Raw genomic sequence first — 26,513 nt, forward strand, 5'->3', positions numbered from 1 at the left:
GCCAAACTGTCCCATCTAAATGACAAATCAACATCATCTGTAGCCTTAACTCGATTGTTGGCATCTTACTTGCTAAATCTATTGTAACTGGTTTTTAGTCGTCAATTATCCGACGAATAGGAGATTACAATGCAGATTAGCTCGAACCCTTTCTTACAAGAGATGCAATCTCTTCGCGGTGAAATTTCACCTAATCTTCGTTCTCCAATGCAACCGGAAATGATCCAAAAAGTTGGCAATACTTCAGGTGCTGACTTTGGAGAATTGCTTTCTCAGGCGGTTGGTGGTGTGACAGAGTTGCAAAAAAACTCTGCCAACTTAGCCACCCGTTTAGAAATGGGGGACTCGACTGTGACCTTATCAGATACCGTAATTGCTCGAGAAAAATCTGGTGTGGCTTTTGAAGCGACAGTACAGGTAAGAAATAAGCTTGTAGAAGCTTATAAAGAAATTATGAGCATGCCTGTTTAGGCCTCTTTATTAGATTAGAAAGTAGGTAATTATTGTGAGTACAGACCTCGTATTAGATTCAGATACCGTAAGTGGCACAGGGATTCAGCAGGAGAATAAACCTGGTTTGATGAGTTCTTTTGGTAGTGCTGATTTTATGCGTCAAATTACTATGATCTTGGCATTAGCCGTGTGTTTAGTATTGGCTGTATTTATGATGATATGGGCGCAAGAGCCAGAGTTTAGACCTTTAGGGCAAATGGAAACTAACGAAATGATCCAAGTACTGGACGTTTTGGATAAAAATAAAATTGCTTATAAAATTTCTGGTGATGTGGTTAGTATTCCTGAAGACAAATACCAAAATGTGAAATTATTATTAGGTCGTGCGGGTGTAGAAGCGTCAAGCCAACCAACAGATTATCTAAGCAAAGATAGCGGTTTTGGTGTGAGCCAACGAATGGAACAAGCCCGTTTAAAGCAAAGCCAAGAAGTTAATTTAGCGAGAGTGATTGAAGAGCTAAAAAGTGTTACCCGCGCCAAAGTGATTCTAGCCTTACCAAAAGAGAATGTATTTGCGCGCAACAAGTCAAAGCCAAGTGCGACAGTGGTTGTCAGTGTTCGTCGCGGTAGTCTAGGGCAAGAAGAAATCGATTCGATAGTTGATATTGTTGCTTCTGCTGTACAAGGTTTAGATCCTACGAGAGTTACCGTTACTGACTCAAATGGGCGTTTACTCAATTCAGGTAGCCAAGATGCGGCTTCTTCTAGAGCCCGTCGTGAACAAGAGCTGGTTCAACAGAAAGAATCAGAGTATCGCAATAAAGTTGACTCAATTTTAATGCCGATTTTAGGCCCTGAGAATTTCACTTCTCAAGTTGACGTCAACATGGACTTTACCGCGGTAGAGCAAACCGCTAAGCGTTTCTCGCCAGATTTACCTGCGATTCGTAGTGAAATGACAGTTGAGCGTAATTCATCAGGTCAATCGATGGGCGGTATACCTGGGGCATTATCAAACCAGCCGCCAATGGAATCTGATATTCCTCAAGAAGCCGGAGCAGCAGAAACAACTTCAACAACCGGAGATAGTCACCGCGAAGCCACAAGAAATTTTGAATTGGATACCACTATTAGTCATACACGTCAGCAAGTTGGGCAGGTTAGACGAGTGAGTGTGTCAGTCGCAGTTGATTATAAACCAGGGCCTGTTGATGAAAATGGTGTGGTAACAAGAATACCGAGAACCGAACAAGAATTGACAAATATTCGACGCTTGCTAGAAGGTGCAATGGGCTTTACAAGTCAGCGCGGGGATACCTTAGAAGTAGTGACAGTACCATTTATGGATCAGCTTATTGAAGCTTTACCTGAGCCTGAACTCTGGGAGCAGCCTTGGTTCTGGCGCGCTGTCAGACTGGTACTCGGTGCGTTTTTAGTTTTAGTGCTCATATTGTTTGTTATTCGCCCTATGCTGAATAAATTGCTGAAAACAAATGATGTTGAAATGCCTGAAGAAGCACGTTTGGGTCATGAGCTTGCTGAGATTGAAGATCAATATGCAGCAGACACTTTAGGGATGCTTAATACTAATCAAGCTGATTACAGTTATGCAGACGATGGCTCAATTCAAATACCTAATCTGCATAAAGATGATGATATGATTAAATCAATTCGGGCTTTAGTAGCAAATGAACCTGAACTTTCTACCCAAGTAATTAAGAGTTGGTTACAAGACGATGGCAAATGATGACGTTGCAGTAGCAGAGGCTACTAAAGGGTTTAACCCTGATGATTTAACCGGTACTGAAAAAACGGCTATTTTACTGTTAAGTCTAAGTGAAGCTGACGCCGCTTCAATTTTAAAACACTTAGAGCCTAAACAGGTTCAGAAAGTGGGTATGTCGATGGCGGCCATGGAGGACTTTGGTCAAGAGAAAGTCATCGGGGTACATAAGTTATTTCTTGAGGAAATTCAAAAGTTCTCATCTATTGGCTTTAATAGTGAAGAATTTGTCAGAAAAGCCTTAACTGCAGCACTTGGCGAAGACAAAGCTGGCAATTTAATTGAACAAATTATTATGGGCAGCGGTGCTAAGGGCCTAGACTCATTGAAGTGGATGGATGCGCGCCAAGTTGCCACCATTATTCAAAACGAACACCCTCAAATTCAGACCATTGTTTTATCTTATTTAGAGCCTGATCAAGCCGCTGAAATATTCAGCCAGTTTCCGGAAAATACTCGTTTAGATCTGATGATGCGTATTGCTAACTTAGAAGAAGTTCAGCCTGCCGCACTGCAAGAGCTAAATGATATTATGGAGAAACAGTTTGCTGGCCAAGGCGGCGCGCAAGCGGCGAAAATGGGTGGCCTTAAAGCTGCTGCTAATATTATGAATTTCCTTGATACAGGTGTTGAAAGCCAAATCATGGAAACTATGCGTGAGTCTGATGAAGAAATGGCGCAACAAATTCAAGATCTTATGTTTGTGTTTGAAAACTTGCTAGATGTTGATGATCGCGGTGTTCAAGTCTTACTACGCGAAGTGCAGCAAGATGTACTGATGAAAGCATTAAAAGGAGCTGATGACCAATTATCAGATAAAATTATCGGTAATATGTCTAAGCGCGCTGGCGAACTATTACGAGACGATCTCGAAGCAATGGGTCCAATCAGGATCAGTGAAGTTGAAATGGCGCAGAAAGAAATTCTCGCAATTGCTCGTCGCTTAAGTGATAGTGGTGAAATTATGCTTGGCGGTGGTGGTGGTGAAGAGTTCTTGTAATATTTACGACAAGGCACTCTCATCGAAGAACCGCACAATAATATCAATTAATTGCTGTAAAAATTAGGCCAGTTCATGACGGAATCTAAAACCAAAAAATCAATCGAAAATGATGACTTAGATTTCAGTCACTGGCAATTGCCTGATGTGACCGAAGAGCAAACGGATTCACCTTCGAATTTATTTGGTCATCTTGGTAGTCAAAATCCGCCCGCTCAAACTGATGAAAAACCACTATTACCGCCAACTATGGCTGAGATTGAGCAAATACGAGTCGAAGCTGAACAAGAGGGCTTAGAGCAAGGTAAAATTGAAGGTCATAACCAAGGCCTTGAGCAAGGTAAACTTGAAGGGCTGGAACAGGGGCATGCTGAGGGTTTTGCTCAAGGTGAGCAACAAGGCTACGAAGTTGGCCAAGTTAAAGCGAATGAAGTACTTGAACGGTTAACTCAACTCGTTCAACAGTTTGAGCAACCCCTGATGCTACTTGATGCTGAAATTGAAGCAGAAGTTCTAAATTTGGCTATTAATCTTGCAAAATCAATTGTCGGTCACGAACTTAAAACTCATCCCGAACATATCTTATCAGTGCTTCGTCAAGGTGTTGACTCTCTCCCTATAAAAGATCAGCAGGTTAAGCTTAGATTACATCCTGATGATGCGACTTTAGTGACTGAATTATACAGTGATGCACAATTACAGAAAAATCATTGGGATATTGAAGCTGACCCATCCCTTAATCCGGGTGATTGCATTATTAACAGTTTGCGTTCAAGTGTCGATCTCCGTGTTGAAGAAAGAATGCGTCAGGTACTCCATGAGCTTCAGGAACAAGCCAGGGGGATTCAGGCTAATGTGCAAACGATAAAAGCTGAACACCCTCAATATACGACTGAGGTCGTGGATCATTTACCCGAAAGGCAATCTTCAAGCTTAACGACGGAAAATATTCAAATTACTGAAGCTACTGAAGCAGAAATCAGTGAAAATGATACAAGTTTGCAAGAACCAGGTCGTCATGATCCATTAATAGAAGAATCACCTATAAAAGATCAAAGTTTCCAGGTTGCAGATTCTTCAGTTGAATCTCATCACACCACAGCAATTGAAAATGGCGCAGACAAGCAACCCAAAGTGTTAGAAACTGATGAGGTACGAGACGATGCAAAACCGTCAACATCAGCTACTGAATAAACTTAAAGTTCAAAGTCAAAAAGTAAATCCTCTAAGACCGGTAGCGAGTGGTCAGCTAGTACGAGTAGTAGGCTTAACGCTCGAAGCCACTGGCTGTAGAGCGCCCGTAGGCAGTTTATGCTCTATTGAAACGATGGCGGGGGAACTAGTTGCTGAAGTGGTAGGTTTTGATGACGAACTATTATACTTGATGCCTGTTGATGAATTAAGAGGTGTTTTACCTGGTGCTAGAGTGCAACCACTAGGTGAGCAATCAGGTTTAAATGTTGGATTAAGTTTACTTGGGAGAGTGCTCGATGGTAGTGGCATGCCCCTTGATGGTTTAGGACCGTTAAATACAGATCAACAAGCCTCTCGTCATGCGCCGCCAATTAACCCTTTAGCAAGAAGAGCTATATCAGAACCCTTAGATGTAGGGGTTCGAGCAATTAATGCCATGCTCACTGTGGGTAAAGGGCAACGTATGGGGTTGTTTGCAGGCTCTGGCGTGGGTAAAAGTGTGTTATTAGGCATGATGACCCGTGGAACAACAGCTGACATCATTGTTGTAGGGTTAGTCGGTGAACGTGGCCGTGAGGTGAAAGAGTTTATTGAAGAAATTCTAGGTGAAGAAGGACGTGCACGCTCAGTTGTTGTTGCAGCGCCTGCCGATACCTCACCATTAATGCGTCTTCGAGCGTGTGAAACCTCTACTAGAATTGCTGAGTATTTTCGAGATTTAGGTTACAACGTCTTATTATTAATGGATAGCTTAACCCGTTATGCTCAAGCCCAACGTGAAGTTGCACTGGCAGTTGGTGAGCCGCCAGCCACCAAAGGTTATCCGCCTTCAGTATTTGCTAAGTTACCTCGCTTAGTGGAACGTGCGGGTAATGGTGGGCCTGGACAAGGTTCCATTACTGCATTTTATACTGTTTTAACAGAAGGTGATGATCAGCAAGATCCTATTGCAGATGCTTCTAGGGCTATTTTGGATGGGCATATCGTTTTATCCAGAACCCTGGCTGATTCTGGTCATTATCCAGCTATCGATATTGAACAGTCGATTAGCCGTGTTGCGCCGATGGTCATTGCGCCAGAGCACCTAGAGTCGATGCGTTTAGTAAAGCAAATGTACTCTACATATCAACAAAACCGCGACTTGATTTCAATTGGTGCCTATTCTCAAGGTAGCGATCCTCGTATCGATAACGCCATTAGATTACAGCCTGCAATGAACGCGTTTTTAAGGCAAGGTTTTAAAGACGTTATTTCATTTAATGATAGCCAAACAATGGTTGGGCAAATCGCTGCCCAATGTAAATAATGCGCCGCGCAGACCCTTTACTAACAGTCTTAAAAATAAATAAAGAAGCAGAAGAGCAAGCTGCCTTGCAATTAAAGTCGGCTCAGTTAGAGCAGCAAAAGTGCCAAGGTCAGCTTGATGCATTAAATAATTATCGCCTTGAATACATGAAGCAAATGGGGGAGACCCAAGGGAAAACCTTAAGTGCCAGTGAATATCACTCTTTTCATGAGTTCATTAAGCAAGTCGATCAAGCCCTTATTCAACAAGTCAATGCTGTAAAAGAAGCGGAAAAGCAAACTGGTTATCGTCAAGTGCATTGGCAAGAAAAACAACAAAAGCGTAAAGCGGTAGAAATGCTGCTCGATAAAAACGCATTGAAAGCGCAGTTGATTGAAAATAAACGTGAACAAAAAGCCTCAGATGAATTTGCCATGCAGCAATTCATTCGCAAAACACCTCGATAGACATATTCTGCCTCATTTATTTGTTAAGTCATCATGCCAACTAATATCCAATGAACGGATAACTCGCTACTTATATACGCATAGTTTGTGAAGCTGGCATTTTATTTGCTTACTTGTAGAGTTAGTCATCAAAGTGTCAGCTTTGTGACTGTTATTCTGAATTTGATTTTATGCCAATTAGTTCATTTTGAATGATTGTTAGTGGAGTGCATTATGCAACAAATGAGCAGTATTTTACTTGGGAATAGTGGTAAAGCAGCCAATACACAAGTTGCAGGCTCAGTGCAAGATGCTGAAAGTAAATCATTTTTATCAGCATTTAATCAAGCATCACAAACTGATGTTGATAAAACGAAGCTAACAACTAATGCAAAAACTTCAGCAGAAAATAGTAAAGAATCGTTATCAAAAGAAGGTGATGTTGAGTTGATTTTTGCTCAAATAGGTTTAGCTGAAAACTTTGAGTCAACATCTGATATTGAGGTTGGTGGCAAAGGTTTGCCGTCGGAGACTGCACTTTCCTTACAGTTGCTGTCTCAAGGAGAGCTTTCTCAAACAGGTAGCGAATTAGCATTAGTCGATGAAACGCAGCATTCAACAGATAAAGATTCGTTGAATATTGATATACCTGTTGATTCTATTGGTCAAGATAGTGAATTTTTAACCGCATCATTCCTAAATGGATTATCTACTGAACAATTAGATGCATTAAGTCAGTTTTCATCTATGAGTGAGCAAGAGCTTGCAGGATTGAGCCCTTCCGAATTGAACACATTAATTATGAGCTTTAATCAGCAGACAGATTCGGCAAATACTCAGGCTTTACCTTTAATACCAGATGTAAAACCTAATGCTGAAACTGCTACAAATACTATAGGTGAAGATAGTATTGCTGAATCAAATGTTGCTGCAGGTAAAAAAGGGGATGCAACTACTCAAGCTGCTATTCCATCAAACGTAGGTCAATCTACTGCTACTCAGGTAAACACTACTCAGGTAAACGTTACTCAAGCTAATACGACTCAAACCATAGCTAATGCTCAAATTACAGCTGCTCAAGTTACGAGTGCAGAAAAAACTATTGCTGAAGATAAAGTGATTTCTGAAGCGTATAAATTGAATTCAAAAAATGCAGACAAAGATAGTACCCCAGTCAATCTTAGCAAGGCCGAGTTAAGTGTTTCGTTAGAACAACCGACATCAAAAGTGGCATTTAATAATGCATTAGCCAATGCGGCAAGTAACTCCACTATTAATGGGTTAGTGACTGAAACGGGAAAAGAAAGTGATGCAGTAGATTCAAAGTCACTTCAACATCAGGTTATACAAAACCAAAGCAGTTTGACTCCACAACACAAAAGTGACGTTCCTCAATTTCAACTTTCATTACGCCAAGGTGCAGAGTCTGCAGTACAAATGCAAGATATGATTCAAAAGTTTGCTCCGGTCATGAAACAACAATTGATCACTATGGTTGGCCAAGGTGTTCAACACGCTGAAATACGTCTTGATCCAGCTGAGTTGGGGCATATGGTGGTGAAGGTTCAAGTTAATGGTGAACAAACCCAAGTGCAATTCCAAGTTGCTCAGTCGCAAACAAAAGACTTAATAGAACAAGCAATTCCTAAGTTACGAGACATGTTGGCTGAAGAAGGCTTACAACTTGCAGATAGCCAGGTTTCTCAAGATGGCGACAATCAGCAAAACTCTGAATATGATGAACAAAGCAGCACTGGCGATAACATGTTGGATGAAATATCAGCACAAGAGCTCGACATAGTGACAAAACATGCAAAGAGTAGTAACTCAGCTATAGATTATTACGCCTAAGTCGGTAATCTATAGCCATTAAGTTAAGACAGTCAAAGCCGTGTGATAATCGGGACAAGATTGACAGCAAAATGGCAACACATAAATGGAATAAATGATGGCTGAAGAAGAATCTCTAGAGTTAACAACGGACAATCAACCGAAAAGTAAGAAGAAGCTCATTATATTTATTGTTATTGGCATAGTGTTAGTAGCATTAATTGCTGGAGCTGCATTATTTTTCTTAGGTGGGGATGACGAGTCTACTCCAGCAACTCCTGGAACCGCAGCTACGGCTGAAACTGTTGTTGATGAATCAAAAAAGGGTAGAGCCAATTATGTTGGTATGCCGAGACCTTTTCTATTTAATTTACCTGGCGTAGACAGAGCACGCTTAGTTGAAATCAAAGTGCAGCTAATGGTGCGAGGTGACGATGGTCAAACTGCGAAAATGCATATTCCATTGATTGAAGATGCCTTATTAACGACTTTTAGTGCTGCAGATGTGCAAAAGTTAAGTACTCAGGCTGGTAAGGATGAATTAAGGCAACTGGCGCTGTTAAATGTGCAAAATACATTACAACCAGTAGCTGGCCGAAAAATAGTTGAGAAAGTACTATTTACTGGTTTTGTTATGCAATAACACCAGTAAATAAGACAAGGTGATGATGTGAGTGATTTATTAAGCCAAGACGAAATTGATGCGCTACTTCATGGGGTCGATGATGTTGATGAAGATGACATAAACGACGGTGAAGACACGCGCGTTTATGATTTCTCATCACAAGACAGAATTGTTCGTGGGCGGATGCCAACGCTGGAAATCGTTAACGAACGTTTTGCCCGCCATTTACGCATTAGCATGTTTAACATGATGCGCCGAGCTGCTGAAGTATCGATTAATGGCGTGCAAATGCTCAAGTTCGGTGAATATGTTCACACCTTATTTGTTCCGACCAGTCTTAATATGGTGCGTTTCAGTCCACTCAAAGGTACCGCACTAATAACAATGGAAGCACGACTTGTTTTCATATTGGTGGATAACTTCTTCGGTGGTGATGGTCGTTTTCATGCAAAAATTGAAGGTCGTGAATTTACCCCGACTGAAAGACGTATTGTTCAGTTACTGTTAAAAATTATTTTTGAAGATTATAAAGATGCCTGGGCACCAGTTATGGACGTTGAGTTTGAATATTTGGATTCAGAAGTCAACCCAGCTATGGCGAATATCGTTAGTCCAACAGAAGTAGTGGTCATTAACTCTTTTCATATTGAAGTGGATGGTGGTGGTGGTGATTTTCATATCACAATGCCTTACTCGATGATTGAGCCCATCCGCGAATTGCTTGATGCTGGTGTACAAAGTGATAAGCAAGATACTGACATGCGTTGGGGACAGGCATTACGCGATGAGATTATGGATGTACAGGTTGGTATTGATGCAAATATTATTGAACACGAAGTAAAACTTCGAGATGTGATGGAATTTAAAGCAGGCGATGTCATCCCGATTGAATTACCTGAACACATCATGATGCGCATTGAGGATTTACCAACTTACCGATGTAAATTGGGTAAATCACGAGATAATTTAGCGTTGAAAATTAGCGAGAAAATTCCTCGCCCTGAAACGGCTAAATCAGAGTTACAACTAATTACGCGCAAAAGTAGCAAAGCGCGTGATATTTCAGAATTATAAGGTGACAAAATGAGTGATGATACTGACGATTGGGCTGCAGCAATGGCTGAACAAGCCCTTGAAGAGGCAAATGTTGCCGAGCAAGTTGAACTTGATGAATTAGTGGATGAATCAGCGCCTATTTCTCAAGATGAAGCAGACAAGCTTGATAGCATTATGGATATTCCTGTCACTATCTCAATGGAAGTGGGACGAAGTTTTATCAGTATCCGTAATTTACTTCAGTTAAATCAAGGTTCAGTGGTTGAGCTTGATAGAGTAGCTGGTGAGCCCTTAGATGTAATGGTCAATGGCACCTTGATAGCTCATGGTGAAGTGGTAGTAGTGAATGACAAGTTCGGTATTCGTTTAACGGATGTCATCAGCCAAACTGAACGAATTAAAAAACTAAAGTAATCTCTATTCTCAATAAAAAGCGTTAAGGATTCACCTGTGCTAAATGCAGTTAGTTTATTCACCGTTGCCAATGCTGCTGTCACCGAAGTTACAGCATCAGAACCAGTTAGTTCGGAAGTTGCAATTCGTGGAGCTGAAACATCAAATATTGCTGCATTATCTAGCATGATGGGAGGGCTAATACTTGTTATTGCGATAATTTTTGTATTAGCTTATATCGTCAAAAAGCTTAACTTGGTTCAGTCAAATCAAGGCGTCATCAAAACTGTCGCCATGACACCATTAGGTCAAAAAGAAAAGTTGGTGTTGGTTGAGTTAGAAGGGCAACAGTATTTACTTGGGGTGACAGCCCAACAAGTTAACCTGATTGAAAAACTTGATACTGCAGTTAATGTCGAAACAGCATCATTTGCCAGTCGATTAAAGCAAGCAAAACAGCAAGCAAAAGATCAGGTTAAGGAATAGCAATAATGAAAAAGTGGATAGTACTTGCCTTATTTGCCGCTGTTTTTTTTACACCTTTTAGTTTTGCTGAAGAAGGTATTTTAAAAGCCGTTACTGTATCTACTGGAGCTGATGGCAGCACTGAATACTCAGTAACGATGCAAATATTGCTGCTGATGACTGCAATGAGCTTTATCCCTGCAATGGTGATAATGCTGACCTCATTCACGCGGATAATCGTTGTACTATCAATTTTGCGTCAAGCCTTAGGTTTGCAGCAAACACCTTCTAATCAAGTACTCATAGGCATGAGTATGTTCATGACATTTTTTATTATGGCGCCGGTTTTTGATCAAATTTATGATCAAGCAGTGGAGCCATACATCAATGAATCACTGACCATGCAACAAGCCTACGAGGTAGGTAAAGAGCCTCTTCGTGCATTTATGCTTTCCCAAGTGAGAACCACTGATTTAGAAACCTTTATAGAGATTTCTGGCTACACCAATATTACCTCGCCTGAGCAAGCCCCAATGAGTGTGTTGGTTCCGGCTTTTATTACTAGTGAGCTAAAAACCGCTTTCCAAATTGGTTTTATGCTATTTGTGCCATTCTTAGTATTAGATTTGGTGGTGGCGAGTATTTTAATGGCCATGGGGATGATGATGTTATCGCCAATGATTGTGTCGCTGCCATTTAAAATTATGCTATTTGTTCTAGTAGATGGTTGGGGATTAGTCATGGGCACGCTAGCAAACAGTTTCGGCACCTAGGGAGCGTTACTGATGTCACCTGAGTCACTGATTGATATTTTTCGTGAAGCCCTGTCTGTTATTGTATTGATTGTAGCGGCAATTATTTTACCTGGTCTATTTGTTGGCTTAATTGTGGCAGTATTTCAAGCTGCGACTTCGATTAACGAGCAAACCTTGAGCTTCCTTCCAAGACTATTAACGACACTATTTTCATTAATGTTTTTAGGCCATTGGTTAGTACAAACCATGATGGACTTTTTCTATAACATGGTGGATATGATCCCTATGGTGATAGGTTAACTGGTGGAAATTTTATTTGAAGAAATCAGCCGCACAATAGCAGCCTATGTGTGGCCATTATTTAGAATATCTTCCATGTTAATGGTGATGGCGGTTTTTGGCGCCAATACCACACCCGCCAGAATTCGTTTGTTTTTATCAGTTGCAATCACAGTCGCTGTGGCACCTGTTTTGCCTGCTCCAGTCGAACCAATAGAACTATTCTCATTAGGCGCTGTGTTTATTTCAGCTCAGCAAATTTTAATCGGCACAGCGATGGGGTTTGTTACCATTTTGGTGATGCAGACTTTTGTACTCACAGGTCAAATTATTGGTATGCAAACCAGTTTAGGTTTTGCATCTATGGTTGACCCAGGTTCTGGGCAACAAACGCCTGTAGTGGGTAACTTCTTTTTACTACTAGCAACACTTATTTTTTTGGCGGTAGATGGACATTTACTAATGTTCAAAATGCTGGTGGCAAGTTTTGATACCATTCCAATTTCAAATCAAGGTTTCAGTATTACTAACTATCGTAAGTTAGCTGAATTTGGTGGTTATATGTTTGGCGCAGCGTTAACCATGTCTATTTCTGCTATTGTGGCGCTGTTACTTATCAACTTATCATTTGGTGTGATGACCCGTGCATCACCACAGTTGAATATTTTTGCCATTGGTTTTCCTGTCACTATGGTGACAGGGCTATTAATTTTATGGCTAACTTTAGGACCCATCATGGCTCATTTCGATGAGGTTTGGCTACAAGGCCAAATATTGATGTGTGATATTTTGCTACTGACCTGTCAAATTGACGGCTCAATAACTCAGTAGGTTACTGATGGCAGAAGATACAGGTCAAGAACGCACAGAGGACCCCACCGCCAAGCGACTGCAGCAGTCGCGAGATAAAGGACAGGTGGCGCGCTCCAAAGAGCTAGGCACTGCAGCAGTGTTATTAGCATCTGCTGTAGGTTTTGCTATTGTAGGGCCCAATCTAGCTCGTAGTTTGCATAGTGTGATGACCCAAATGTTGACCATGGAACGGGATCAAATATTCGATACCAATTCAATGTTTCTTGTATGGGGCGTGATAGGTAATGAACTTGCTTTTCCGCTCATTAGCTTTATCGCTTTTTTGGCCTTGATAGCATTTATTGGCAATATTATCTTAGGCGGAATGACTTTCTCTGTTAAAGCTTTTATGCCAAAAGGCAGCAAAATGAATCCTGCGAAAGGGTTCAAGCGGATGTTTGGCACACAAGCTTTGGTTGAGTTAACAAAAGGGATTGCCAAGTTTGCGGTTGTTGCAGTGTCAGCTTATTTCTTATTGAGTTTTTACTTCTTTGAGATAATGACATTATCGAGCGATCATTTACCTGGCAACGTTTATCACGCATTAGAACTGCTTGTTTGGATGTTCATTTTATTGTGTTCTTCAATGCTAATCATTGTGGTGATTGATGTACCGTTTCAAATATGGAATCACAATAAACAGCTTAAAATGACCAAGCAAGAGGTCAAAGATGAATACAAAGACACTGAGGGTAAACCCGAGGTAAAAGGCCGAATTAGGCAGATGCAGCATGAAATGGCTAATAAGCGAATGATGTCTGAGGTGCCAAATGCTGATGTTATTGTGGTCAACCCTGAACATTATGCAGTTGCAGTTAAATATGATGTTAGTCAATCTGCTGCACCATTTTTAATTGCTAAGGGAGTTGATGATGTTGCTTTTAGAATTCGTGAAATAGCTAGAGAGCACGAAGTCCCTATTGTTTCTGCACCGCCTTTGGCGCGAGCAATCTACCACACTACTAAAATTGAGCAACAAGTACCTGAAGGATTATTTACAGCGGTTGCGCAAATTTTGGCTTATGTTTTTCAGTTAAAACAATATCAAAAAGGCAAAGGTAAGCGTCCAAAACCTATTCCTTTGAATCAACCCATACCAGATGATTTAAAACACTAAATCGTTTACAAAATCTTCAATTAAACTTGCTGTTCTTTTAATAATATTCTTTTGGCTTAGTAATTGCATTTTGACTAGGTCGGCGTCAAGAATATTACTATAAAGGTTTCCTACTGATGGATGTAAAAGCAGCATTAGGTCAAGTTAAGCAAGTTAGGTTCAGTACTTTTAAAGGTGTTGGTACGCCATTATTAGTGCTTGCTGCTCTAGGTATGGTGGTATTACCCATGCCTGCCTTCCTGTTAGATATTCTATTTTCATTCAATATTGCATTAGCGCTAGTTGTGTTACTTGTTGCTATTTATTCTGATAGACCACTCGATTTTGCTGCATTTCCTAGCGTACTTTTAGTCGCCACCTTACTTAGATTGGCATTGAATGTAGCGTCCACTCGAATCGTACTATTAGAAGGTCATAACGGTGGTGATGCTGCAGGTAAGGTTATTGAAGCTTTTGGCTCTGTAGTCATTGGTGGCAACTATGCCGTGGGTTTAGTGGTTTTCCTTATTCTTATTATCATCAACTTTGCCGTTGTAACCAAAGGTGCTGGTCGTATTTCTGAAGTTAGTGCTCGATTTACTTTGGATGCAATGCCAGGTAAACAAATGGCCATTGATGCTGACTTAAACGCTGGAACGCTGACCCAAGATCAAGCTCGAGTTCGCCGCGCCGAAGTCACTAAAGAAGCTGACTTTTATGGTGCGATGGACGGTGCGTCAAAATTTGTAAAAGGTGATGCTATTGCTGGCATCATGATTTTGGTCATTAATATATTAGGTGGTTTTGTTATCGGTATGGTTCAGCATGGGTTAGATTTCTCTAGCGCGGTTGAAATCTATACTCTTTTGACTATTGGTGATGGCCTTGTGGCACAAATACCAGGTCTATTGTTATCTATCGCAGCAGCATTGATGGTGACTCGCCAAAATGAATCTGGTGATATGGGTGGCATGATGATAAGTCAGATGTTTGTCAGCCATAAGTCGATGGCGATTGCATCAGGCGTATTGTTTATTATGGGCATCGTCCCTGGAATGCCACATTTTGCATTCTTAACGTTTGCTTTTATTACAGCCTTTGCTGCCTATATGATTTATAAGCGTAATATTGACAACAAAACAGCTGCTCTTGAGCAAGCAGTGAAAAATCCTGCAGAAGTAAAAGATACTGAGCCAAAAGAGTTAAGTTGGGAAGATGTACAGCATGTCGATACTATAGGGCTTGAAGTTGGTTACCGTTTGATTCCATTAGTCGATAAAGGTCAAGGTGGTGAATTACTCGGTAGAATTAAAGGTGTGCGTAAAAAGTTATCTCAAGAACTTGGCTTCTTAGTGCCTGCAGTTCATATTCGTGACAACCTCGATTTGTCACCGAATTGCTACCGGATTTCATTAATGGGAGTCGTTGTAGGTGAAGCTGAAGTGAGACACGATTGCGAGCTTGCGATTAATCCTGGGCAGGTTTATGGCAAGCTAGATGGCATTGAAACAACTGATCCTGCATTTGGTTTAGAAGCAGTTTGGATAGCTCCAGAGCAGCGAGAGCATGCACAAACCTTAGGCTATACCGTGGTGGATACCGCAACGGTTGTCGCCACTCATATAAGCCAGTTATTGACTAACAACGCTGCGAAACTACTAGGCTATGAAGAAGTACAGCAGTTAATGGATATGTTAGGTAAAAACTCACCTAAATTAATTGATGGCTTTATTCCTGACATCATGCCTTTAGGTTCAGTCGTTAAAGTAATGCAAAACCTTCTTAATGAAGGAGTTTCTATTCGCGATTTGCGCACAATCGTGCAAACCCTGTTAGAATACGGTACAAAGAGTAATGATACGGAAGTATTAACTGCTGCTGTTCGAATTGCATTGAAGCGAATGATTGTTCAAGAGATCTCTGGTCCGGAATTAGAAATTCCTGTCATAACATTGGCACCAGAGTTGGAACAGATGTTGCACAAGTCTATGCAAGCGACAGGCGGTGAAGGGCCAAATATAGAACCTGGCCTTGCAGAACGCATGCAGAAGTCATTATTAGACGCTTCTCAGAAGCAAGAGATGGTTGGACAACCAGCCATTTTATTGACATCAGGCATGCTAAGGTCAACGCTGTCACGATTTGTTAAATATACTATCCCGAATTTACGGGTTATTTCTTACCAAGAAATACCTGATGAAAAGCAAATACGCATAGTATCTGCTGTAGGGCAATAGCGATGACTTTGTGTTTGAAAGAGGTGCGTAGTGAAAATTAAACGATTTTTTGCCAAAGACATGCGTTCTGCATTAGCTCAAGTAAAAGAAACTTTGGGTTCAGATGCCGTTATTATGTCTAATAAAAAAGTCACAGGCGGTATAGAAATCGTTGCGGCAGTTGACTACGATGAGCCTAAAGCGGATGTCGCTGTGAATTCGCCAGTACCTGGATTTATGAATGTCAGCGATGACCAAGTATCACTTGGGCAAAGTAAGCCTATAGTGAAAGCACAAACGAAAGTGAGTCCTCCACCGGCTGCTGACTCATTACAAGCTTTGCTGGAAAAACAGCATAATCGTTTGCAGCAACAAATTTCGCAGCGAGTTGAAGAACCTGAACTACCTGATTGGGCAAAGCAATTACAAGATACCAAGACATCGAAAGTTGAGCCTAAAATTGAGCAACAGCAATTTGCTCAACCAAGAACATCGAATAAAAGTCAGTCTGCTGAAATTGAAGCAATGCGAGAAGAAATGGCGTCATTGCGTGGGTTATTAACTCATCAAGTGTCATCGTTAATGAAAGACCAGAAAAAACGCACTGACCCTGTAGGGGCTATGCTTGAAAGTAAATTGATTAATGCTGAGTTTTCTCCAGCCGTTGCAGCAAAGCTTGCAGGATTGAGTCAACAATATACACCTGCTGATCTAGTGCGGGCTTTACCGCAAAGTTTAGCTAACCTTCTAGATAACCAAGGTGATGATATTGTTCGCACTGGTGGCGTGGTTGCATTTGTTGGCCCAACAGGAGTTGGCAAGACAACATCGCTTGCTAAATTAGCGGCAAGATTTGCAGCTCATCACGGCCCAGAGCAGGTTGCACTGATTACAACAGATCATTATCGTATTGGAGCCTATGAGCAATTGGCAACTTATGGCAAAATAATGGGATGTCCGGTTAAACAGGCTCATGATCTTGCTGAATTAGAACAAATTCTCTATCAGTTTAAGAATCGTAAGTTAGTATTAATAGATACGGCTGGTATGGGGCAGCGTGATATGCGCCTTTATCAGCAATTAGACGATTTAATGGCAAATACAAGAATACCGATTAGAAGTTATCTAGTGATGTCAGCAACCTCTCAAAGAAGAGTATTGCAAGATGCTGTAGAGCATTTTAAAAGAATTCCACTCTCTGGAGTAATTTTAACCAAACTAGATGAATCAGTTTCGATTGCTGGCGCGTTAAGTGTATTGATTCAAAATGGGTTACCATTGAGCTATATAACCGATGGCCAACGTGTTCCTGAAGATATGCAAGTTGCCGATACGCTGATGCTGGCAAAACAAGCGTTAGCAGCATTAAACGACACCAAACCTCAAACGTCACATGACACTGCGTGGTCAAATGACATGGCCTACGCATTCGAGTAAAAATATGACCCGAGATCAAGCAAGTGGTTTACGTATGATGAATCAACCAAATAACGAAAAAGTAAAAGTAATTGCAGTCAGTGGTGGTAAAGGCGGCGTGGGTAAAACCAGTGTGTCAATTAACACGGCTGTGGCACTCGCTGAAAAAGGCAAACGGGTTTTAGTACTTGATGCCGATTTAGGCCTAGCGAACGTTGATGTGATGTTAGGTATTAGAGCTGAGCGCAACTTATCACATGTACTATCTGGTGAAGCTGAATTAGATGATATTATTGTTCGTGGACCTAAAGGGATTGGTATTGTGCCAGCGACTTCAGGTACTCAGGCTATGGTTGAACTGACTCAAGCACAACATGTCGGCCTTATTCGCGCCTTCAGCGAGATGAAAACTCAATTCGATATCTTAATCGTTGATACCGCAGCTGGTATCTCTGATATGGTCTTAAGTTTTTCACGCGCATCACAAGATGTATTGATTGTGGTTTGTGATGAACCGACATCTATTACCGATGCATATGCCTTAATTAAAATTCTGAGCCGCGAACATGGCGTATTTCGTTTTAAAATTGTGGCTAATATGGTTAGAAGTTTGCGCGAAGGCATGGAATTATTCGCAAAACTCAGTAAAGTGACTGATAGATTTTTGGATGTTGCTTTAGAATTAGTGGCAACGGTTCCTTTCGATGAAAACTTACGTAAATCAGTACGTAAACAGAAGTTGGTTATCGAAGCATTTCCTAAGTCACCTGCGGCAATTGCTTACCATGGCTTAGCAAATAAAATTATGAGCTGGCCTGTTCCGCAACAACCTGGCGGCCATCTTGAATTCTTTGTTGAACGTTTAGTTCAGCGTAAAGATACACAAGAGGACTCGACGAGTGAATAAAGCCGCAGCGTATACTCAGTTTGATAATAAAACTTCAATTGTTGAACAGTATGCTCCGTTGGTAAAAAGAATTGCACATCACATGTTGGCACGGCTGCCGGCATCAGTGCAATTAGATGACTTATTACAAGCAGGGATGATGGGGTTATTGGAAGCATCATCGAAGTTTGATGGTAGTAAAGGGGCTAAGTTTGAAACCTTTGCAGGTATTCGAATTCGTGGCTCTATGATTGATGAAATTCGTCGTGGCGACTGGGTTCCCCGTTCTGTTCATCGTAATCAGCGCCGAGTTGCACAGGTTATTGATGAGTTAGGGCAAGAGCTTGGCCGTGATGCTAAAGATACTGAAATAGCAGAAAAGTTAGAGATGACTCTAGAAGAGTATCATCACATATTGAATGATGTTTCAGTAGGTAAAATCATTGGGATAGAAGATCTTGGTGTTTCTGAGGATGTTATCGTAACGGAAGAATCAACTCATGATGAGAGCTTTGATTCGTTAGCTGAAATGCAATTTAAATCTGCATTATCGGAAGCAATTACCACATTACCCGAAAGAGATGCGTTAGTTTTGTCGCTATATTATGACGAAGCATTAAATTTAAAAGAAATCGGTGCCATTCTTGAGGTCAGCGAGTCGCGTGTTAGTCAGATATTAAGTCAGGCAATGTTGCGTCTTAAAGGCAAACTCAAGCATTGGACACAGGTATAATTATTCATATAGAGCACAATGTGTAAAGCTCACCGGAGGAAACCTTGGACAAGAATATGAAGATTCTTATTGTTGACGATTTTTCAACAATGAGACGTATCATCAAGAACTTGTTGCGAGACTTGGGATTCAACAATACTCAAGAAGCAGATGATGGCTCGACCGCCTTACCAATGTTACAAAAAAGCGAATTCGATTTCGTTGTAACGGATTGGAATATGCCAGGAATGCAAGGTATTGACTTGCTTAAGGCGATTCGTGCAGACGATTCACTCAAGCATTTACCAGTATTGATGGTAACTGCAGAAGCAAAACGTGAGCAAATTATTGCAGCAGCACAAGCTGGTGTGAATGGTTACGTAGTAAAACCGTTTACCGCTGCAACTTTGAAAGAAAAACTCGATAAGATCTTTGAGCGTTTAGCATAAGCTAAGGATAAGTTATGCAGGCAGCCACATCGGGGTTAATTGATCTTGAACAAGCCAAGCAACTCGTAAAGTTACTTGAAGAAGGGCAGCAAGAACAAGCAGATGAAGTCATTCGTGACTTATCAGCCCCTCTTCAGCGAGAGTTATTTGATGAAGTAGGTAAGTTGACCCGTCAACTTCATAGTTCATTAAATGAATTCCAAATTGATACGCGATTAGCTGAACTTGCCAACAGTGAAATACCTGACGCAAAAGAAAGATTGAACTTTGTCATCGACATGACAGAGCAAGCTGCAAATAAAACCATGGATGCAGTTGAAGAATGTTTACCTTTGGCCGATACAATAATTAATAACATTCAATCGGTCACGCCAATGTGGGACAAATTGATGCGTAGAGACATCGCTTTAAGCGAATTTAAATCTCTGTGCCATGACGTTCAACACATTATGTCTCATAGCGAGCATGACTCAGGACGATTAAAGGAATTGCTTAATCAAATTTTGATGGCGCAAGATTTCCAAGATTTAACTGGGCAAATGATCCGTCGTGTTATTGATTTAGTCAGAGAAGTAGAGAGCAGTTTAGTCTCAATGCTCACTATCTTTGGCGAGAATGCAGCAGACTCCGCACGGGTCGTTGATGAAAATAAAATTGAAGCAGAAGGCCCCATCTTGAATGCCGAAACACGAGAAGACGTGGTGACAGGGCAAGATGAGGTGGATGATCTGCTATCAAGTCTGGGTTTCTAATTAGGAGTCAAATTTAATGTCTTTTGATGTTGATGAAGAGATACTCCAGGACTTTTTGATTGAAGCTGGTGAAATTTTAGAGCTTCTACAAGAGCAGCTCGTTGCTCTTGAAAATAATCCTGATGATGCTGATTTACTTAACGCTATTTTTAGAGGTTTCCACACTGTAAAAGGTGGTGCAGGTTTTTTAAGCTTGGGACCAATGGTCGATGTTTGTCATGAAGCTGAAAATACCTTTGATCTATTGAGAACCGGCAAGCGTCAAGTAAACGCAGAGTTAATGGATATCATTTTACAGGCTGTTGATGCTATCAATAGTATGTTTGAACAAACTCAGCAAGGGCAGCAGCAAGACGATGCTGATCCTACGTTACTCGAAAAGCTTAAGCTGCTGAGCTCTGGTGCTCCTCTTCCTTCTGAACTTGGCGAACCCTCTGCAGAACCCGCAGCGGTCGAAGAGCTCATAGAAGCCATCATCGAAGAACCAACCGTCGCTGAAGCTGTTGTTGAAACTACAGTTGAAAGCACAATAGAAAGTGTCGCCGCTGATGCAGACTCCGCAGGCAGCATTGATGATATTGATGAAAGTGAATTTGAAGCATTACTTGATGCTTTACACGGACAAGGTAAGAGTCCTACTGCAACGCCAAAAGCACCAGTTGTAGAAGCAGTTGTTCCTGTAGCGACAGAGAACACTGAAAGCACCGCTAGCGATGAAATCACTGACGACGAGTTTGAAGCATTGCTTGATGAGCTTCATGGTTCTGGGGGATTTCAATCAACCCCCAAGGCTAGTGAGCCTGCTCCTGTAGCAGAAGAGCCTAAAGTTGACGCTGATGACATCACTGATGATGAATTCGAAAAATTACTTGATGAGTTACATGGCAAAGGCTCAGCGCCAGCAGCTGTTACGCCAACGCCTTCAGCCTCTGCTGCTCCAGTTAGTCCTCCTAAGACTAACAAACCAGCTGAACCAGCTAAAGCCGCTCCTAAATCACCAGCTCCTGCAGAAACACCAAAAGCGCCAGTAGCAAAGACCGCACCTGCTGCTAAAGCACCTGCTCCAGCAACGAAAAAAGCAGAACCAGCTAAAGCGCAAAGTGCCATGCCTCAAGGCGAGACGACTGTTCGTGTCGACACTTCACGTTTAGACCAAATTATGAATATGGTTGGTGAACTTGTATTAGTTCGTAATCGATTAGTCAGTTTAGGTATTTCTCGTGATGATGAAGAAATGTCTAAAGCGTTAGCAAATTTAGATTTAGTGACTGCCGATCTTCAAGGCGCAGTGATGAAAACACGTATGCAACCGATCAAAAAAGTATTTGGTCGTTTCCCACGTGTTGTAAGGGATTTAGCGCGCACGCTTAATAAAGAAATTGATTTAATCATGGTGGGTGAAGATACCGACCTTGATAAAAACTTAGTTGAAGCTCTTGCCGATCCTTTGGTCCATTTAGTAAGAAACTCGGTTGACCATGGTATTGAAATGCCCATTACGCGTGAAGCGAATGGCAAACCAAGAACGGGTACTATTACCTTATCAGCAAGCCAAGAGGGCGATCACATTCTTCTTAAAATTGAAGATGATGGCGCGGGTATGGATGCAGGTAAACTAAAAGAAATCGCAATTAGTCGCGGAGTGCTAGACGAAGATTCTGCTGCTCGTATGACTGATAACGAGGCTTATAATCTAATTTTTGCTCCTGGATTTTCTACAAAAGTAGAAATATCAGATATTTCTGGTCGTGGTGTTGGTATGGACGTGGTGAAAACTCGTATAACCCAACTAAACGGTACGGTTCATATCGACTCAGTTCAGGGCAAGGGAACAATTTTAGAAATTAAAGTCCCACTCACATTAGCAATTATGCCAACTCTGATGGTTGATGTTGCTAAGCAAGTATTCGCTTTACCTCTTTCAAGCGTTAATGAAATTTTCCATCTCGATCTAACTAAAACAAATGTAGTAGATGGTCAATTAACCGTTATCGTTCGTGATAAAGCCGTACCGCTATTTTATCTTGAGCAGTGGCTACATCGAAATAAGACTAACTTTACTCATGGTGATAAAAAACAAGGGCATGTGGTTATTGTGCAGCTTGGTACCATGCAAATTGGTTTTGTTGTTGATGCACTTATTGGGCAGGAAGAGGTGGTGATTAAGCCTCTAGGCAGTATGTTGCAAGGTACGCCAGGTATGGCAGGAGCGACAATTACTTCAGATGGCGGTATCGCACTCATTTTAGACGTGCCAGGTTTATTAAAATATTACGCCAAAAGTAAGAAGTAAAAGTTCCATTATTTAAGGAATTAAATGGCTACTAAAGTTTTAGTTGTTGATGATTCAAGTTTCTTTAGACGACGGGTCAGTGAGATTGTTAATCAAGATCCTGACTTAGAAGTTGTGGGCGTTGCTGTAAACGGTCAAGAAGCCGTTGATATGGCTGCCCAATTGAAACCTCAAGTTATCACGATGGATATAGAAATGCCTGTAATGGACGGTATCACAGCCGTGCGTAAAATTATGGCTGCAAATCCAACTCCAATATTGATGTTTTCTTCGCTAACCCATGATGGTGCTAAAGCAACACTTGATGCATTAGATGCTGGCGCGTTAGATTTTTTACCTAAACGCTTTGAAGATATTGCATCAAATAAAGATGATGCGATTAAGCTTTTACAACAAAGAGTAAAAGCATTAGGTCGTCGTCGTTTATATAAACCAAGAACCAGCTCCACTACCTCAAGAGTTGTAGGCTCTAGCCTTGGCAATGCAGCAACAAGTGTTAAACCATCTTTGAGTGCTAGGTCAACGACTGCAAGTTCTGCAAGTCAATTGAATAGTGCTTCTAATTCTACCTCTGTGGCTTCGATTAGAGCCAGCGGTAAAAAATATAAAGCTCTATTAATCGGTACGTCAACAGGCGGCCCAGTTGCATTGCAAAAAATATTGACGGCTTTTCCTGCTAACTACCCCCATCCTATTTTATTAATTCAGCATATGCCTGCAGCATTTACTCCAGCATTTGCAAGCAGGCTTAATAGCTTATGCAAGATTGAAGTTAAAGAAGCACAAACTGGCGATGTATTAAAGCCAGGCTGCGCTTATCTTGCGCCAGGTGGTATGCAGTTAATGGTAGAAAAAAGTGGCAGTCTTGGTCGTTTGAAAGTAATTGCCGGTAATGCTGATATGAATTACAAACCGAGCGTGGATATCACTTTTGCTTCAGCTTCTAAAGCTTTTGGTAGCGAAGTTATGGCGGTGGTATTAACCGGTATGGGGGCTGATGGCCGCGAAGGTGCTAGAATGTTGAAAACGGCTGGTTCTACCATTTGGGCTCAAGATGAAGCAAGTTGTGTAGTGTATGGTATGCCCCAAGCCGTTGCTTCTGCGGGTATTTCTAGTCATTCAATTGCATTAGAAAATATGGCTGAAGCTATAATAAAAGAAACTGCTCGTGGCTAAGGTTAAGCAATCAATGTCGACACAGCAAATGCTACTGGTGTTTCTATTGGTTATTGCTGTGATTTGTTTGGGGAGTTTATATTTTGATTTAGCCAAAAAAAATCGAGAACTTAACGCTGAAGTCATTGAGTTAAAAGCTTCACAAGTTTTGTTAATGGTTCCTGACGAACAGGCTGAAGACATTGCTAATTGGTTAGCAAAATATCCTGAGCAAACCAAAGCTATGGCTGCAAGGGCGGCTAAAGGTGAAGATATCACTATGGCATTTGGCCCAGGGACTGAACGTGTCAGTCCTGATTCAGCAGCTCCATTTTTAAGCAATAAACAAACAACTAATCCTGCACTTTCAAGTCAAGCAGTCACTGAAAATGCACAAGGTGTAAAAGTTATCACGTTGCCCCATGGTGGGATCCGCGTGACAACGCGAGAAACAGAATCACCTAATAATAAATAGTGCAATTAATACTGAGTGACGAGGCGTGATTTGAAAGTATGGACAATAGCTAATCAAAAGGGCGGAGTTGGTAAAACAACAACGGTTGCGAGTCTTGCTGGTGCTTTGGTTAAGCGTGGCCAACGAGTATTAATGATTGATACCGATCCTCATGCCTCGCTTGGTTATTATCTAGGTATTGATTCTGAGCAAGTGCCTAGTTCTTTGTACGATATTTTTCTTGCGCATAAAAGCCTTACACTAGATGCTGTTGAAAAACATATTGTTCCTACATCGATTGATGGTTTAGATTTAATACCAGCGACAATGGCATTAGCTACATTAGATCGCGCTTTAGGTCATCAAGAAGGGATGGGGTTAGTACTTCGCAATGTGATTTCATTACTTGAAGATAAGTATGATGTCGCTATTATTGATTGTCCGCCGATATTGGGCGTATTAATGGTAAACGCGCTTGCTGCAAGTGAGCACATTATTATTCCTGTACAAACTGAGTTTCTGGCGATTAAAGGCTTAGAGAGGATGGTCAAAACTATGGGGTTAATGGGACGTTCTAAAAAAACATCTTATAGTTTCACTATTTTACCGACCATGTTTGACCGCCGCACCAAAGCCTCACCAACAGCGCTAAAGTCCTTAGAAGAAACCTATCCTGATACTTTATGGCCGGATGTTATTCCTGTTGACACTAAATTTAGAGATGCCAGTTTAGCCCATGTGCCTGTTTCGCATTTTTTTCCTAGTTCTCGCGGCATGAAAGCTTATAATCGATTATTAGACTTTTTGTTAGCGAAGGAGTTTAAGCATGTCAAAATCGGTTGACGAGACTGTTTTTGATTTCTTCTCAGTTCTATTACAAGAGCCGGCTATTGACGCTCCGATTCATGACGCTCCGATTGATGATGCTCCAATTCATGAAGCATCAGTGCCAGATACGTTAGCGTCTGATTTAGCTTCTTCGAATGAAAAAATTAGTGGGAAATTCTCAAAAATAGATTCGGTCAGCTTAAAAAAACAGCATTCTAAAACCATCTCCAAACCCAATATTCAGAGTCAGCTTAATGGCAACCCTCAGCTTAATGATAATGAGCTTACGGGTAAGTATAAGCCGGTGGGGGCAGCCCAAACGGTTAAAGTTGATCCTTCTGAAGCGAAAAAAACCTTTGCTGAGCCTCAGGTCGATAAAGCAGCACTTTCAAAATTATTGTCAGCGGTATCGAAACCCGCTATCAAACTAGAGCAAGATTCTGCAGTAAAAGGTTCAGGTACGGTAGAAGCAAGTACTGCACCAGCTCAAAGAACGCAGCAACAAGTGCAAGATGATATTAAATCGAAAGCTCAATTAGTTAGGCAACAACTCGGTCAAGTCATTGCAGAAAAAGCTGTAAGCGAGAAAATTGAGACTTTATCTGCTATCGATAATAAAGAATCTGAAATTTCAGCCGATATAAATCTAGATAAAGTAGAAACTAATATTAGTGAGACTGACAATGAAGCTGATTCAATAGACATTCAACCGTCAAAGCTTCAGCAGTCGGCTATACCGCCAAGTATTACGCGTAATTTACAAGATGTATTAGATGATGAGTTTCAGGTTTTATTTTTTAATGTTGCGGGGTTAACCCTTGCTGTGCCATTGGTAAGTTTGGGTGGTATTGTTAAAATAGAGCATATAAATCATTTAATTGGTCGTCCAGATTGGTTTTTAGGTGTTCAAACTCATCGGGATCAAAAGGCAAATGTAGTCGACAGTTGCCGTTGGGTAATGCCAGAGAAATATACTAAAGAATTGGCAGATAGCATTGATTATCAATATTTAGTGATGCTTGAAGACAGTGACTGGGGGCTTGCATGCGAATCTCTAGTTAATGCAGTTAGAATAGATAAATCACACGTTAATTGGCGTGAAAAACCTGGCAAGCGCCCGTGGCTTGCTGGAGTAGTAAAAGAACAAATGTGTGGTATTTTGAACGTGCAAGCACTTATCGAAATGCTAGATGCAGGATTAGGTTGTCAAGATTCGATTGACTGAGGTTATTTATGACAGACTCGAGAAATGTTGCGGCAGTTGCTGCAGGTAAAGAAGACGTAGTATTACAGTGGGTGACATTTAAGTTAGATAATGAAACCTACGGTATTAATGTTATGCAAGTTCAAGAAGTCTTGCGTTATACCGAAATTGCACCAGTACCCGGTGCACCTTTGTATGTACTAGGTATTATTAATCTTCGTGGTAATGTCGTTACAGTCATTGATACCCGTTCACGCTTTGGTTTAGATGCTGCTGAAGTGGATGACTCTTCAAGAATTGTTATCATTGAAGCGGAAAAACAAGTGATTGGTATATTGGTCGATAGCGTTGCAGAGGTAGTTTATCTTCGCCGTTCTGAAATTGATAACGCACCAAATGTAGGCACAGAAGAAAGCGCTAAGTTTATTCAAGGTGTCAGTAACCGTGACAATGAACTATTGATTTTAGTCGATTTAGATAAGTTATTATCAGATGACGAGTGGGCAGAAATTACTCAGTTATAATAATATTTTCAGTCTAAGTTGTTAGCCGATGAAAGCCAGCATTATTTTTTGCTGGCTTTTGTGTTTTAATGTCTTAATTCTATTTACTAAGGAAAATAAATGTCGCAAGAAT

Annotated in this window: 27 protein-coding genes; all 27 read left to right on the forward strand. The window is 41.1% G+C overall.

The window, feature by feature from the left end; translation table 11 throughout:
* The first annotated feature begins 129 nt into the window (after window positions 1-129).
* The 27 genes from fliE (at window position 130) to K5Q58_RS15160 (ending at window position 26,401) form a co-directional block, all read left to right on the forward strand.
* Complete coding sequence (gene fliE, locus K5Q58_RS15030; RefSeq protein ID WP_220754729.1) at window positions 130-471, forward strand: flagellar hook-basal body complex protein FliE; 342 nt, start codon at window positions 130-132, stop codon at window positions 469-471.
* 109 nt (window positions 472-580) lie between these two features.
* On the forward strand, window positions 581-2,200 hold the full coding sequence (gene fliF / locus K5Q58_RS15035; protein WP_220754753.1) for a flagellar basal-body MS-ring/collar protein FliF: 1,620 nt from the start codon (window positions 581-583) through the stop codon (window positions 2,198-2,200).
* Window positions 2,190-3,236, forward strand: a complete 1,047-nt coding sequence (gene fliG, locus K5Q58_RS15040; protein WP_220754730.1) for a flagellar motor switch protein FliG — start codon at window positions 2,190-2,192, stop codon at window positions 3,234-3,236. Before fliF ends, fliG begins: the two co-directional genes overlap by 11 nt.
* A gap of 75 nt (window positions 3,237-3,311) precedes the next feature.
* Window positions 3,312-4,430, forward strand: a complete 1,119-nt coding sequence (fliH, locus tag K5Q58_RS15045) for a flagellar assembly protein FliH (RefSeq protein ID WP_220754731.1) — start codon at window positions 3,312-3,314, stop codon at window positions 4,428-4,430.
* The gene (gene fliI / locus K5Q58_RS15050) at window positions 4,399-5,736 is read left to right on the forward strand and encodes a flagellar protein export ATPase FliI (protein ID WP_220754732.1); all 1,338 of its coding nucleotides are present in this window, start codon (window positions 4,399-4,401) and stop codon (window positions 5,734-5,736) included. Before fliH ends, fliI begins: the two co-directional genes overlap by 32 nt.
* Window positions 5,736-6,182: a flagellar export protein FliJ gene (gene fliJ, locus K5Q58_RS15055; RefSeq protein WP_220754733.1), complete on the forward strand. Its 447-nt coding sequence runs from the start codon at window positions 5,736-5,738 to the stop codon at window positions 6,180-6,182. The genes fliI and fliJ overlap by 1 nt, the downstream gene beginning before the upstream one ends.
* 213 nt (window positions 6,183-6,395) lie before the next feature.
* Window positions 6,396-8,012, forward strand: a complete 1,617-nt coding sequence (locus K5Q58_RS15060) for a flagellar hook-length control protein FliK (protein ID WP_220754734.1) — start codon at window positions 6,396-6,398, stop codon at window positions 8,010-8,012.
* Between the two features lie 97 nt (window positions 8,013-8,109).
* On the forward strand, window positions 8,110-8,634 hold the full coding sequence (fliL, locus tag K5Q58_RS15065) for a flagellar basal body-associated protein FliL (RefSeq protein WP_220754735.1): 525 nt from the start codon (window positions 8,110-8,112) through the stop codon (window positions 8,632-8,634).
* Window positions 8,635-8,661: 27 nt separating this feature from the next.
* The gene (fliM, locus tag K5Q58_RS15070) at window positions 8,662-9,690 is read left to right on the forward strand and encodes a flagellar motor switch protein FliM (RefSeq protein ID WP_220754736.1); all 1,029 of its coding nucleotides are present in this window, start codon (window positions 8,662-8,664) and stop codon (window positions 9,688-9,690) included.
* Window positions 9,691-9,699: 9 nt separating this feature from the next.
* The gene (gene fliN, locus K5Q58_RS15075) at window positions 9,700-10,086 is read left to right on the forward strand and encodes a flagellar motor switch protein FliN (RefSeq protein ID WP_220754737.1); all 387 of its coding nucleotides are present in this window, start codon (window positions 9,700-9,702) and stop codon (window positions 10,084-10,086) included.
* A gap of 36 nt (window positions 10,087-10,122) precedes the next feature.
* Window positions 10,123-10,551 carry a flagellar biosynthetic protein FliO gene (fliO, locus tag K5Q58_RS15080; RefSeq protein ID WP_374758514.1) on the forward strand — a complete coding sequence of 143 codons (429 nt, stop codon included), beginning with the start codon at window positions 10,123-10,125 and terminating at the stop codon, window positions 10,549-10,551.
* A 5-nt stretch (window positions 10,552-10,556) separates the two neighbouring features.
* Entirely contained in the window at window positions 10,557-11,303 is a 747-nt protein-coding gene (gene fliP, locus K5Q58_RS15085) for a flagellar type III secretion system pore protein FliP (protein ID WP_220754738.1), read from the forward strand.
* A gap of 12 nt (window positions 11,304-11,315) precedes the next feature.
* Complete coding sequence (gene fliQ, locus K5Q58_RS15090; RefSeq protein WP_220754739.1) at window positions 11,316-11,585, forward strand: flagellar biosynthesis protein FliQ; 270 nt, start codon at window positions 11,316-11,318, stop codon at window positions 11,583-11,585.
* Between the two features lie 3 nt (window positions 11,586-11,588).
* The gene (fliR, locus tag K5Q58_RS15095) at window positions 11,589-12,395 is read left to right on the forward strand and encodes a flagellar biosynthetic protein FliR (RefSeq protein ID WP_220754740.1); all 807 of its coding nucleotides are present in this window, start codon (window positions 11,589-11,591) and stop codon (window positions 12,393-12,395) included.
* A 7-nt stretch (window positions 12,396-12,402) separates the two neighbouring features.
* The gene (flhB, locus tag K5Q58_RS15100; protein WP_220754741.1) at window positions 12,403-13,533 is read left to right on the forward strand and encodes a flagellar biosynthesis protein FlhB; all 1,131 of its coding nucleotides are present in this window, start codon (window positions 12,403-12,405) and stop codon (window positions 13,531-13,533) included.
* A gap of 116 nt (window positions 13,534-13,649) precedes the next feature.
* A complete protein-coding gene (gene flhA, locus K5Q58_RS15105; RefSeq protein WP_220754742.1) occupies window positions 13,650-15,749 on the forward strand; it encodes a flagellar biosynthesis protein FlhA in 2,100 nt (699 codons plus the stop codon).
* Window positions 15,750-15,779: 30 nt separating this feature from the next.
* Window positions 15,780-17,165: a flagellar biosynthesis protein FlhF gene (gene flhF / locus K5Q58_RS15110; protein WP_220754743.1), complete on the forward strand. Its 1,386-nt coding sequence runs from the start codon at window positions 15,780-15,782 to the stop codon at window positions 17,163-17,165.
* 4 nt (window positions 17,166-17,169) lie between these two features.
* Complete coding sequence (locus K5Q58_RS15115) at window positions 17,170-18,051, forward strand: MinD/ParA family protein (protein WP_259651356.1); 882 nt, start codon at window positions 17,170-17,172, stop codon at window positions 18,049-18,051.
* Window positions 18,044-18,763, forward strand: a complete 720-nt coding sequence (locus K5Q58_RS15120; RefSeq protein WP_220754744.1) for an RNA polymerase sigma factor FliA — start codon at window positions 18,044-18,046, stop codon at window positions 18,761-18,763. Before K5Q58_RS15115 ends, K5Q58_RS15120 begins: the two co-directional genes overlap by 8 nt.
* A 44-nt stretch (window positions 18,764-18,807) precedes the next feature.
* Window positions 18,808-19,191 (forward strand): chemotaxis response regulator CheY, encoded by a 384-nt coding sequence (gene cheY, locus K5Q58_RS15125; protein WP_080916243.1) that lies wholly within the window; start codon window positions 18,808-18,810, stop codon window positions 19,189-19,191.
* 14 nt (window positions 19,192-19,205) lie between these two features.
* Window positions 19,206-19,943: a protein phosphatase CheZ gene (locus K5Q58_RS15130; RefSeq protein WP_220754745.1), complete on the forward strand. Its 738-nt coding sequence runs from the start codon at window positions 19,206-19,208 to the stop codon at window positions 19,941-19,943.
* Between the two features lie 16 nt (window positions 19,944-19,959).
* Window positions 19,960-22,236 carry a chemotaxis protein CheA gene (locus K5Q58_RS15135; protein ID WP_220754746.1) on the forward strand — a complete coding sequence of 759 codons (2,277 nt, stop codon included), beginning with the start codon at window positions 19,960-19,962 and terminating at the stop codon, window positions 22,234-22,236.
* A gap of 24 nt (window positions 22,237-22,260) precedes the next feature.
* Window positions 22,261-23,412: a chemotaxis response regulator protein-glutamate methylesterase gene (locus K5Q58_RS15140; RefSeq protein ID WP_220754747.1), complete on the forward strand. Its 1,152-nt coding sequence runs from the start codon at window positions 22,261-22,263 to the stop codon at window positions 23,410-23,412.
* Window positions 23,405-23,866, forward strand: coding sequence for a membrane anchored protein in chemotaxis locus (locus tag K5Q58_RS15145; RefSeq protein WP_259651357.1), 462 nt, complete (start codon window positions 23,405-23,407; stop codon window positions 23,864-23,866). The genes K5Q58_RS15140 and K5Q58_RS15145 overlap by 8 nt, the downstream gene beginning before the upstream one ends.
* A 30-nt stretch (window positions 23,867-23,896) precedes the next feature.
* The gene (locus tag K5Q58_RS15150) at window positions 23,897-24,688 is read left to right on the forward strand and encodes a ParA family protein (RefSeq protein ID WP_220754748.1); all 792 of its coding nucleotides are present in this window, start codon (window positions 23,897-23,899) and stop codon (window positions 24,686-24,688) included.
* On the forward strand, window positions 24,672-25,898 hold the full coding sequence (locus K5Q58_RS15155) for a chemotaxis protein CheW (protein WP_220754749.1): 1,227 nt from the start codon (window positions 24,672-24,674) through the stop codon (window positions 25,896-25,898). Before K5Q58_RS15150 ends, K5Q58_RS15155 begins: the two co-directional genes overlap by 17 nt.
* A gap of 8 nt (window positions 25,899-25,906) precedes the next feature.
* Window positions 25,907-26,401, forward strand: a complete 495-nt coding sequence (locus K5Q58_RS15160; RefSeq protein ID WP_102529032.1) for a chemotaxis protein CheW — start codon at window positions 25,907-25,909, stop codon at window positions 26,399-26,401.
* Window positions 26,402-26,513: the final 112 nt, after the last annotated feature.

Origin of the sequence: Shewanella sp. KT0246, assembly GCF_019654955.1 — a bacterium.
Classification (GTDB): domain Bacteria; phylum Pseudomonadota; class Gammaproteobacteria; order Enterobacterales; family Shewanellaceae; genus Shewanella; species Shewanella goraebulensis.

What these genes read in the sequence shown, in the direction of transcription:
- fliF (WP_220754753.1), top strand. Translation starts at nt 581, where the DNA reads ATGAGTTCTTTTGGTAGTGCTGATTTTATGCGTCAAATTACTATGATC.
- K5Q58_RS15160 (WP_102529032.1), top strand. Translation starts at nt 25,907, where the DNA reads ATGACAGACTCGAGAAATGTTGCGGCAGTTGCTGCAGGTAAAGAAGAC.
- flhB (WP_220754741.1), top strand. Translation starts at nt 12,403, where the DNA reads ATGGCAGAAGATACAGGTCAAGAACGCACAGAGGACCCCACCGCCAAG.
- K5Q58_RS15135 (WP_220754746.1), top strand. Translation starts at nt 19,960, where the DNA reads ATGTCTTTTGATGTTGATGAAGAGATACTCCAGGACTTTTTGATTGAA.
- K5Q58_RS15130 (WP_220754745.1), top strand. Translation starts at nt 19,206, where the DNA reads ATGCAGGCAGCCACATCGGGGTTAATTGATCTTGAACAAGCCAAGCAA.
- fliH (WP_220754731.1), top strand. Translation starts at nt 3,312, where the DNA reads ATGACGGAATCTAAAACCAAAAAATCAATCGAAAATGATGACTTAGAT.
- fliQ (WP_220754739.1), top strand. Translation starts at nt 11,316, where the DNA reads ATGTCACCTGAGTCACTGATTGATATTTTTCGTGAAGCCCTGTCTGTT.
- fliE (WP_220754729.1), top strand. Translation starts at nt 130, where the DNA reads ATGCAGATTAGCTCGAACCCTTTCTTACAAGAGATGCAATCTCTTCGC.
- fliI (WP_220754732.1), top strand. Translation starts at nt 4,399, where the DNA reads ATGCAAAACCGTCAACATCAGCTACTGAATAAACTTAAAGTTCAAAGT.
- fliN (WP_220754737.1), top strand. Translation starts at nt 9,700, where the DNA reads ATGAGTGATGATACTGACGATTGGGCTGCAGCAATGGCTGAACAAGCC.
- K5Q58_RS15060 (WP_220754734.1), top strand. Translation starts at nt 6,396, where the DNA reads ATGCAACAAATGAGCAGTATTTTACTTGGGAATAGTGGTAAAGCAGCC.
- flhA (WP_220754742.1), top strand. Translation starts at nt 13,650, where the DNA reads ATGGATGTAAAAGCAGCATTAGGTCAAGTTAAGCAAGTTAGGTTCAGT.
- fliG (WP_220754730.1), top strand. Translation starts at nt 2,190, where the DNA reads ATGGCAAATGATGACGTTGCAGTAGCAGAGGCTACTAAAGGGTTTAAC.
- fliP (WP_220754738.1), top strand. Translation starts at nt 10,557, where the DNA reads ATGAAAAAGTGGATAGTACTTGCCTTATTTGCCGCTGTTTTTTTTACA.
- K5Q58_RS15140 (WP_220754747.1), top strand. Translation starts at nt 22,261, where the DNA reads ATGGCTACTAAAGTTTTAGTTGTTGATGATTCAAGTTTCTTTAGACGA.
- fliL (WP_220754735.1), top strand. Translation starts at nt 8,110, where the DNA reads ATGGCTGAAGAAGAATCTCTAGAGTTAACAACGGACAATCAACCGAAA.
- K5Q58_RS15115 (WP_259651356.1), top strand. Translation starts at nt 17,170, where the DNA reads ATGACCCGAGATCAAGCAAGTGGTTTACGTATGATGAATCAACCAAAT.
- K5Q58_RS15155 (WP_220754749.1), top strand. Translation starts at nt 24,672, where the DNA reads ATGTCAAAATCGGTTGACGAGACTGTTTTTGATTTCTTCTCAGTTCTA.
- fliJ (WP_220754733.1), top strand. Translation starts at nt 5,736, where the DNA reads ATGCGCCGCGCAGACCCTTTACTAACAGTCTTAAAAATAAATAAAGAA.